The sequence below is a fragment of the Aeromonas sp. D3 genome, from assembly GCF_027705025.1.
Classification (GTDB): domain Bacteria; phylum Pseudomonadota; class Gammaproteobacteria; order Enterobacterales; family Aeromonadaceae; genus Aeromonas; species Aeromonas salmonicida.
Map to the genome: position 1 here is coordinate 1 of NZ_JAPDBE010000071.1, position 9,792 is coordinate 9,792.

8 protein-coding genes and 1 rRNA gene are annotated in these 9,792 nt (G+C 59.0%); 6 read left to right on the plus strand and 3 right to left on the minus strand.

From position 1 onward, the window contains the following. The first annotated feature begins 90 nt into the window (after positions 1 to 90). The 3 genes from rrf (at position 91) to OKC28_RS22440 (ending at position 2,666) form a co-directional block, all read left to right on the plus strand. A 5S ribosomal RNA gene (gene rrf, locus OKC28_RS22430) occupies positions 91 to 205 on the plus strand. A gap of 153 nt (positions 206 to 358) precedes the next feature. Beyond that, the gene (gene ebgR / locus OKC28_RS22435; protein WP_256686221.1) at positions 359 to 1,324 is read left to right on the plus strand and encodes a transcriptional regulator EbgR; all 966 of its coding nucleotides are present in this window, start codon (positions 359 to 361) and stop codon (positions 1,322 to 1,324) included. Between the two features lie 364 nt (positions 1,325 to 1,688). Continuing rightward, positions 1,689 to 2,666 (plus strand): bile acid:sodium symporter family protein, encoded by a 978-nt coding sequence (locus OKC28_RS22440; protein WP_021141208.1) that lies wholly within the window; start codon positions 1,689 to 1,691, stop codon positions 2,664 to 2,666. An 81-nt stretch (positions 2,667 to 2,747) separates the two neighbouring features. Here the strand turns inward: OKC28_RS22440 and ovoA are convergent, their stop codons facing one another. Further along, positions 2,748 to 4,898: a 5-histidylcysteine sulfoxide synthase gene (gene ovoA, locus OKC28_RS22445; protein WP_256686218.1), complete on the minus strand. Its 2,151-nt coding sequence runs from the start codon at positions 4,896 to 4,898 to the stop codon at positions 2,748 to 2,750. 347 nt (positions 4,899 to 5,245) lie between these two features. On the opposite strand from ovoA, the gene OKC28_RS22450 reads away from it, so the two are divergent. Further along, positions 5,246 to 5,968, plus strand: a complete 723-nt coding sequence (locus OKC28_RS22450; protein ID WP_256686216.1) for a head GIN domain-containing protein — start codon at positions 5,246 to 5,248, stop codon at positions 5,966 to 5,968. Between the two features lie 64 nt (positions 5,969 to 6,032). Here the strand turns inward: OKC28_RS22450 and fghA are convergent, their stop codons facing one another. After that, positions 6,033 to 6,869, minus strand: a complete 837-nt coding sequence (fghA, locus tag OKC28_RS22455; protein WP_125609040.1) for an S-formylglutathione hydrolase — start codon at positions 6,867 to 6,869, stop codon at positions 6,033 to 6,035. Between the two features lie 50 nt (positions 6,870 to 6,919). Next, entirely contained in the window at positions 6,920 to 8,047 is a 1,128-nt protein-coding gene (locus OKC28_RS22460) for an S-(hydroxymethyl)glutathione dehydrogenase/class III alcohol dehydrogenase (RefSeq protein WP_234591674.1), read from the minus strand. Positions 8,048 to 8,167: 120 nt separating this feature from the next. Between OKC28_RS22460 and OKC28_RS22465 the strand changes: the two genes are divergently transcribed. Further along, positions 8,168 to 9,073: a LysR substrate-binding domain-containing protein gene (locus tag OKC28_RS22465; protein ID WP_005320039.1), complete on the plus strand. Its 906-nt coding sequence runs from the start codon at positions 8,168 to 8,170 to the stop codon at positions 9,071 to 9,073. A 170-nt stretch (positions 9,074 to 9,243) separates the two neighbouring features. Beyond that, entirely contained in the window at positions 9,244 to 9,684 is a 441-nt protein-coding gene (locus OKC28_RS22470) for a TM2 domain-containing protein (protein WP_256686210.1), read from the plus strand. Positions 9,685 to 9,792 lie beyond the last annotated feature (108 nt).

Genomic DNA, 9,792 nt, shown 5'->3' on the forward strand with positions numbered 1-9,792 from the left:
CTGATATGGCTCAGTTGGTAGAGCGCATCCTTGGTAAGGATGAGGTCCCCAGTTCGACTCTGGGTATCAGCACCAGTTTTAAAGCTTTTGCCTGACGGCAATAGCGCTGTGGAACCACCTGATCCCATGCCGAACTCAGAAGTGAAACGCAGTAGCGCCGATGGTAGTGTGGCATTCGCCATGCGAGAGTAGGACACTGTCAGGCACCTATTTAGAAGAGGCCTCCCATTCGGGAGGCCTTTTTGCTTTGGAATTTTTCCTTCCGCGAAGTCATTTTTTAGTAAAAAAGCTGGGACGCCAATACGTTGCCCGATAGTCTTGTCTGATGTTGTCGGGAGCCATCGCCAAAGGAGTATGCATGGCCACGTTGAAGGAAATTGCGCAGGAGGCCGGGGTGTCCCAGGCTACTGTATCGCGAGTGCTCAATGAAGACCCTACGCTGAGCGTCAAGGAAGATACCCGACAGAAGATATTCGAGATTGCCGAGCGTCTGGAGTACAAGACCAGCAGCGCCCGCAAAGGGGTTCACAAGAGCAAGCTGCACTTTCTGGTTGTCTATGCCTACCCGCAGAGTACCGAGGTCAATGATCCCTACTATCTCGCCATCCGATATGGCATCGAGACCCAGTGTGCCCGCCTCAATATCGAGCTGACCCATTTCTATAACGGTGGGGAAGGTCGTGAACTCTCCGCCGTTGACGGTATTCTGGTCGTCGGACATTTGCCGCCAGAGCGTCTTGCCATGCTGTGCGGCCTCTCAAACCACCAGGTGTTTGTGGATTGCCGCTCCCAGAAAGATTTCGATTCTGTGGATGTTGATCTGGCACTGATTAGCCAGCAGGTGGTCGATTACTTTATCGAGCAAGCGCACCAGCGTATCGGTTATATCGGTGGTCAGAATGAGGCACCGGACCTGCGTGAGCTGGCTTTTTTCGATTACGGCCAACGGTTGGGAGTCGTGCAGGAGAGGGACCTCTACTGCGGGGATTTCTCCAGCGCTTCTGGTTATCGGTTGGCAAAAGAGATGCTGGAGGGGGATTGGCCCAAGGCGTTGTTCGTCGCCTCCGACTCCATCGCGATCGGGGTATTGAGGGCCATTCACGAGAAGGGATTGGCCATCCCCGAGCAGATTGAGCTTATCAGCGTCAATGACATCCCCACCGCCAAGTTCACCTTCCCGCCCCTCTCCACAGTGCGGATCCACTCCGAGTTGATGGGCTCCCAGGGGATCAATCTGCTGGTCGAACGGCTGCGCGATCAGCGCTCTGTACCACTGCGAGTATTGGTGCCCAGCCGGCTAATCTTGCGTGGTACCACCCGGTAGTTTTAGTAAAACTTGCTTACCTTCGGCCGCCTGATCCCGATACGGGGCTGCCTGGCTCTTTATCCATGATCGGTCGGGTGTGCTGGTTGATGCCGCCCTTGGCGCAACCCTGAGCGGGGATATTCAGCTGGAGGTGCCGGGCGATCACTTCCTGGTCCGGTATCTGTCAGGACTGGGGTGACCCAGGCATGTTTAATTTCACTCTATCCACTGGTCGTTGCTCAACCTTGCGCCTCCTGGTTATCACGGTAAGCTGGAGGTTCATCTCAATGGGAGGTGTCAGACACCTCCCGTTGTGTGTATTTCCCTCCCTGATCCTGACTCCAGCAGTGGAGGCGGGATGCGCTGCTGATGGAGACTCCTTGTGCGTCTGGATCCCTTTACTTCTGTGTTGATTGCTGTGGTGGCCCTGGCCTCCTTCTTCCCCTGCGAGGGGCAGGTAGCCGTCTGGTTCGGTCTGCTGACCAAGCTGGCGGTGGCACTCTTGTTTTTCATGCACGGTGCCAAGCTGTCGCGCCAGAACCTGCTGGCGGGCCTCGGCCACTGGCGACTGCATCTGGTGGTGATGGCCAGCACTTTCGTGCTGTTCCCGCTGCTGGGGTTGCTGCTCACTCCGCTGGTGCCGCTCTGGCTGAGCCCAGCCATCTACCTCGGCTTCCTCTATCTGTGCGCTCTGCCCGCGACTGTACAGTCGGCCATCGCGTTTACCTCCATGGCGGGGGGCAATGTGTCGGCGGCGGTGTGCAGTGCCTCGGCCTCCAGCATCCTCGGCATCTTTCTCTCCCCCGTGCTGGTGGGATTGATGATCAATGTGCAGGGAGAGGGGATCGATACCTGGCACTCCATCCAGGCCATCATGGTGCAGCTGATGCTGCCGTTCGTGGTGGGCCACCTTTCCCGGCCACTCATCGGCCGCTGGGTCGACAGCCATCGCCCGCTCATCGGCAAACTGGATCAGAGCTCCATTCTTCTGGTGGTCTATGTGGCCTTCAGTGAGGCCGTGGTGCAGGGGATATGGCATCAAGTAGGCTGGTACGATCTGGCCAGTATAGTGCTGTTGAGTTGCGTACTGCTGGCGCTGGTGCTGGGTTGGAACGTCTGGATCAGCCGCCGCCTCGGTTTCGACAAGGCGGACGAGATCACCATCGTCTTCTGCGGCTCCAAGAAGAGCCTGGCCAACGGGGTGCCCATGGCCAACGTCATGTTCCCGGCCGCCAGCGTCGGGGTCATGGTGCTGCCGCTGATGATCTTCCACCAGATCCAGCTGATGGTCTGCGCCGTGCTGGCGCGCCGTTATCATGAGCAGGAGACCAGCCCCCTTGTTCCAAGCCGGGAGGGGTGACGTCACCCGAGTTGAAAAGAGAGGGAGGCCAGCTGGCCTCCCTCTCTTGTTTCTCCGGCTTGTGTCACCCGCAACGTCAGTTCAACGTTTACGCCAGACGGTCAGTTGCGCCACAGTATGTTGATACTTGCGGGCGGTCTCGCGGATGACAAAGGGGACATCTCGCGGTGAGCAGTGTTCCTCGAACTCCTCCGCCAGCAGACGTTGCAACGCCTGATAGGTGCTGAGGGCTTCGCCATTTTCACGGATGCCACCGAGCCAGTTGGCCTTTGGTGTGTACTCAGTCAGCCAGGTGTAAGGGCTGGTAAGCACCAGCAGGCCGCCGCTGCGCAGACGAGGGGCAATGTCCCGCAGGAAGCGGGCCGGTTCACGCAGTCGGTCGATCAGGTTGGCGGCGAGCACCAGATCGTAGTGGTCGTACTTGGGCTTGAGGTTGCAGGCATCCCCCTGACTGAAGTGGATGCGCTCGGTCTGCTCGGTGCCAAGCTGATGGCTCGACAGACGCGCCTCGCAATACTCCACCAGATCTCCCTCCAGCGGTACGGCATAGCGGAAGCTGTCCTGACTGGCGAGGGAGAGTGCCACGTCGATGAAGCGGGCCGAGTAGTCCACCCCGTCCACATGCTGAAAGTGGCGAGCCAGTTCAAAGCTGGCACGACCGGTGGCGCAGCCGATATCCAGCGCCCGTTGGTGATTGCTGCACAGCTCGCTGGCAAGATCTGCCAGGGTCTTGGCGTAGTTGGCGACACCAAAGTGGGTCGGGCCGTACTGGAAGTCGAGGTATTGGGCGACCAGGGTATCGGTTTCGTAAGGATTCACTATGACGGGTTCCTGATAACGTGAGACCAGATAGCGGAAGCCCGCATGCTGGAAGAAGTGGCGACGAAAGGCGTAACGGGACGACTTGAGCGCCTCGTTGCCTGTGCTTATCCAGCTGCCGCCCTTGATGAGGGTGTGCTTGCCATCAAAAGTGGGTGTAGAGAAGTCATCGTAGAGCGGGTGAACCCGAAAGCCGTTGAAGCCATCGATGGCGGTGCTGGTCCACTGCCAGACGTTGCCCACCAGATCGAAGAAGCTGCCCTGGGGGCAGGCATCCACCGGGCAGGAGGAGGCGAAGCGTGCCAGGTTGATGTTGCCGGGCGCATCGATCCAGTCCGGCTGATCCCCTGTCAGCTGTTCACGCAGCAGCATCCACTCCCCTTCGCTCGGCAGCTGGATGGGTAGTCCGGTCTGGGCCGCCTTCCAGCGACAGAAGGCGGCAGCTTCCAGCTGGTTCACCTCGGCGGGCCAATCCCAGGGCATGCTTACCCGCTCCGTCATCAACCTCAGCTGCAACTGCTCAGGCTCGGCAGGGTCACCAACCCAGAAGGTGGGCATGCGCGCCCTGGCATACTGGCACCAACCCCAGCCCTCTTGATCCCACCACTCTTGCTGTTGATAGCCGCCGGCCTGAACGAAGTCGAGGTACTCGGCATTGCTCACCAGCATGCGGCTGGCCTGGAAGGGGGGGATCTCGATGTGGCGCTCGCCATATTCGTTGTCCCAGCCATAAGTAGCGTCCCGTTTGCCGAGGCGCACCTGACCACCGGCCACTGGCAGCAGGCTGTTGGCAGGCACTTCGTCAATCCGGTGGCGAGCTTCTGTGCAGGCGGGCCAATAAGGCTGTGGTTGCACCCAGGCCAGCGGCAGCTGGCGGATCAATACGCTGGAGGTCTCGAGGTGGATACGCTCGTGCTCTATCCCCATCAATATGACCCAGGCCGGGCTCTGCCAGTCGATGGGCAGAGTCAGTGGCATGTGGCGGATGAAGTCAATCACGCGGGTGCGTACCTTGGCGCGGTAGCTGCGCAGCTCGGCCACTCTGGGCCAGTCGTAGTGGGTTTCATCCAGATCGTCCCAGCTCATCTCATCCACACCGATGGCGACCATGGCCTCGATGCAGGCGTCGATGCGGCTATCGATGAGCCGGGCTGCCAGCAGCTTGTTGATGAAGAAGGCAGCTGTGTGGCCGTAGTAGAAAATGAGTGGATGGCGTAGCGGAATCGCCTTGTTGAACCAGGCGCGATCATCGGCCAGGCAATCGAACAGACTCTCGTAGAGATCGAAAGTCTGGCAGAAGTAGCCGAGCAGTTCGCGGCGCTTCTGCTCGGGATCGCTGCCGGTCAGCAGCGGGGTACGGGTCGGCGCGGGCAGGCCGATGGCGGTGGAAAACTGGGTGCTGACTTGGGTCACACTCTGACTCCTTGTTGGCAGTAGTAAATGGATTACCGCAATGGAGAGCTTTATACGCACAAGGTATCACTATTGGCTCAACAGACAGGTGTGACAACCAAAAACTTCCCTGGCCCGTCAGCAGGGTGGCCCGGCGGGCGGTTGCAAGCTGACCGGGACTTGCCCCCGTTCGGGCATGGTCAGTTTTACCAACTTATGGTCTGAATGGCTCTCTACACTTTGATGACGATGCCATGAATAATAGGTATATCCATAAAAATCATATAGTTGGTTATGTGGCACGATGTTTGCCCTCTTTGAGACCGAATGGGTCCGGACACGGCCAGAACACAACGAGGATAGTGACGATGAAACTGATAATGGGAATGATGCTGGCCATGGGGCTCAGTGGCTGCAGCTGGCTGGATGAGACACGGGTGACCGGGGCGGGGGCTGTCATCGAGCAGCATCAACCCATGGGCAAACAGGTGACCCGGGTGTTGGCCGGTGTGCCCGCCAATATTCATCTGGTGGCGGGTGAGGCGAGCGGCATTCATATCAAGGGACAGGAGAACCTCTTGCCCTATCTGGAGTTGACCGAGAGTGGCAGCAAGCTGGAGATAGAGGTGAAGGATGGCTACCGGCTTGACCCCACAGAGCCGCTAGATCTGACCATCACTCTGCCCGAGCTCCATGAACTGGCGCTGGCGGGCACGGGCCGTGGTGATCTGCATGGCTTCAAGGGGGACAGGCTGGTGCTGTCTGTGGCCGGAACGGGTGACATAGTCGCCAGCAAGCTGGGTTTGAACCGTCTGGAGGGCAACATAGCCGGCTCGGGCAGCCTGGATCTGGGTGAGGGATCAGCCAAAGCCATGGAGCTGAACATCGCCGGTTCCGGTGATGTGCTGGGGGCCGGGCTCGCCAGCGAAGATGTCGAGGTCAACATAGCAGGCAGCGGGGACGTGGAGGTACGGGCGCAGGCGCGGCTCAAGGTCGGCATCGCCGGATCCGGCTCGGTCAGTTACTGGGGAGATCCCAAGCTGCAGAGCGAGATCGCAGGCTCGGGGGACGTGACCCGCCAGGGCAGCTGAAGCCTGACCGCAAGCAGATAATCGAAAATAGAAAATAAACAGGCCCTTCATGGGCCTGTTTTGATCAGAGATGGCGGGCGTGGAAGCGCAGGTGTGCCTCGATAAAGCTCGCCACAAAGTAGTAGCTGTGGTCATAGCCGGGGTGGCGATTGAGCTCCAGCGGCCAGGCCTTGCTGGCGGCAATATCCGCCAGGGCATCGATGTGCAGCTGCTCGGCGAGGAAGGGATCGTCCAGCCCCACATCCACCAGGGTCGGCAGCGGTGTTACCGGGTGGTGGCGCAGCAGCTGGCAGGCGTCCCACTCCTGCCACAACAGGGGATTGTTGCCGAGGTAGGCACCGAGCGCCTTCTGCCCCCAGGGGCAGCGGCTCGGATGGCTGATGGGGCTGAAGGCTGACACGGATCGGTAGCGACCGGGCTCGCGCAGGGCAGCGATCAGGGCCCCGTGCCCCCCCATGGAGTGGCCGCTGATGGCGCGGTGGGTCGAGACCGGGAAGTGGGTCTCTATCAGGTCAGGCAGCTCGCGGGTGACGTAATCATACATCTGGTAGTGATCACGCCAGGGGCTCTGGCTGGCGTTGACGTAAAAGCCTGCCCCCATGCCGAGATCGTAAGCGGGATCATCCGCCACTCCTTCGCCGCGGGGGCTGGTGTCCGGTGCTACCAGGGCGATGCCGAGCTCGGCGGCGATGCGGTGCGCCCCCGCCTTCTGCATGAAGTTTTCATCGGTGCAGGTGAGGCCGGAGAGCCAGTAGAGCACAGGCACCTTTTGGCCGGTGAGGGCCTGGGGCGGCAGATAGATGGCGAAGCGCATCTCGCAGCCGAGCACGCTGGAGCTGTGGCTGTAGCGCTTGTGCCAGCCATCGAAGCTCTTGTTGCTGCTGATAATGTCCAGATTCATCGAGGAACTCCTGCTCCCCGCCCGTCGAGGGACGGGCGGGGTGATCATGCTCAGTAGTGAATGACGGTGCGGATGCTCTTGCCTTCGTGCATCAGCTCGAACGCCTCGTTGATTTGCTCAAGCCCCATGGTATGGGTGATGAAGTCATCCAGCTTGAACTCCCCCTGCATGTAGCGCTGCACATAGCTCGGCAGCTCGCTGCGACCGCGCACGCCACCGAAGGCACTGCCGCGCCAGACACGACCCGTCACCAGCTGGAACGGACGTGTGCTGATCTCCTGGCCCGCTCCTGCGACGCCAATGATGACCGACTCGCCCCAGCCCTTGTGACAGCATTCGAGCGCTGCACGCATCACCTTGACGTTGCCGATGCACTCGAACGAGAAGTCGACGCCGCCGTCGGTTATCTCGACGATGACCTCCTGGATGGGCTTGTCGTAATCGTTCGGGTTGATGCAGTCGGTGGCGCCCAGCTTGCGGGCCAGTTCGAATTTGCTCTCGTTGATGTCGATGGCGATGATGCGACCGGCTTTGGCGAGGCGGGCGCCGATCACGGCGGAGAGGCCAATGCCACCCAGCCCGAAGATGGCGACGTTCTCACCTTCCTTCACCTTGGCGGTGTTCATCACGGCGCCTATGCCGGTGGTGACGCCGCAACCGAGCAGGCATACCTCTTCCAGCGGAGCCGCCGGGTCCACCTTGGCGATGGAGATCTCGGGCAGGACTGTGTACTCACTGAAGGTGGAGGTGCCCATGTAGTGATAGATGGGCTGACCATCCTTGGAGAAGCGGGTGGTGCCGTCCGGCATCAGTCCCTTGCCCTGGGTGGTGCGGATCTTCTGGCACAGGTTGGTCTTGCCGGATTTGCAGAACTTGCACTCGCCGCACTCGGGGGTGTAGAGCGGGATCACGTGATCACCCACCTTGACGCTGGTGACACCTTCCCCGATGGACTCGACGATGCCGCCGCCCTCATGGCCCAGGATGCAGGGGAAGACCCCTTCCGGATCTTCGCCGGACAGCGTGAAGGCATCTGTGTGGCAGACGCCGGTGGCGACGATGCGCACCCGTACTTCACCGGCCTGGGGTGGCATGACCTCCACCTCTTCGATGGAGAGGGGCTGGCCCGGTCCCCAGGCGATGGCGGCTTTACACTTGATGCTTTGAACCTGTGCCATGAATGACATCCTTCTTGTTGCGGTAGGTGAACAGAGATGAACTCAGGTATGCAGTGTAGTTTCCCTTCGATTTGGTGATAATGAGGCTAAATATCAAATCACTTTTACACACAGGTAATAATGCTCGGCTGGGAAGGGATCTGTGAATTTGTCAGCGTGGCGGAGCAGGGGGGCTTTACCCCGGCGGCGCGCAAGCTGGGGGTGTCGGTGGCGCAAGTCAGCCGTCAGGTGGCACAACTGGAAGACAGGTTGCAGGCCAAGCTGTTGCTGCGCACCACCCGTCAGGTGCGGCTTACCGAGCTAGGCGAGATCTACTATCGTCACTGCCGTCAGCTGCTGGACAACCTCTACGAGGCAGAGCTGGCGGTGGGACGCCATCAGGCGGTGCCGCAGGGTTCCCTGCGCATCACGGCGCCCGTCTCTTACGGTGAAAGCCGTATCGCCCCGCTGGTAAACGACTTCATGGTGCGTTTCCCCCAGCTGGAGGTCACTCTCAACCTCACCAACCAGCTGCTGGATCTGGTGCACGAAGGTTATGATCTGGCGATCCGGCTTGGCCACCTCAAGGATTCGAGTCTGGTGGCGCGCAAGCTGGCGCAACGGGTGCCCTATGTGTGCGCCTCGCCAGCCTACACAGCCCGCCACGGCATGCCCAACAGTCTCTCCGAGCTGACCCGCCATACCTGTCTGGTGGGCAATGGCGACGAGTGGTACTTCACCCTGGATGGCCGCCCTCACAGCGTCCGGGTGCACGGTCTGTTGCAGTGCAACAGCGGGCACGCCCTGCTGGATGCGGCGCTCAAGGGGATCGGCATCATCCAGCTGCCGGACTACTACGTGAGTGACCACCTGGCCCGGGGGGAGCTTATCGAGCTGCTGCCCGAGTTGCGGGCACCGGAGGAGGGGATCTGGGCACTTTATCCCCACAACCGCCACCTATCCCCCAAGGTACGGCTGCTGGTGGACTATCTGGCCGAGCGGCTGAGCGATCCTAACCAACCCGCCCTGGTTCGCCCGGTGGGCTGATAGGGGTCGCTGTATGTATAAAAGAGAGGGACCACAGGGGGCGGGCAGAATACCAATGTATCCAGATGGATTTTTGTTTCATATGAGCCTTTCTTGATGTAGCCTGTCAGCCGAATTAGACCTGCTCATGCTTGGTCTTTTTTCCTCTTCTTGCTAAAGGACAGATAATAATGAAAGGCACGGTTATTGATTTTAATGAAACAGCTCGTACCGGTTTGATTTCTGGGGATGATAGTAATAGATATCAGTTTGATATTACTGAGTGGAGAGGCAGCCAACTGCCTAAGAATGGCTTGAAAGTTGATTTCTCTATTGAAGGCGAGCACGCAAAAGCCATTTACGCCATCGCCTCTAATGTTGGGGCATCCAAGAAGGTGGCCGCTGCATTGTTTGCGTTTTTCCTGGGTGCCTTCGGTGCGCATAAGTTTTATCTTGGCTACACCAAGCAAGGTGTGATCATGCTGCTGATTTTCTTGTTTGGTTTTATTCTGTTAGGTTTGCCATCGGTCATTATCGGGCTTATTGCCTTCATCGAATTTGTTATTTATATATCTAAATCAGATGAAGAATTTGAGCAGACCTATATCATCAATAAAAAGGTATGGTTCTAGCAGATAGCTTATTCTGGTAATTAGCAATCCTCTAAGGAAGGTGCGAACAAGTCCCTGATATGAGATCATGTTTGTCATCTGGAGCCATGGAACAGGGTTCATCATGAG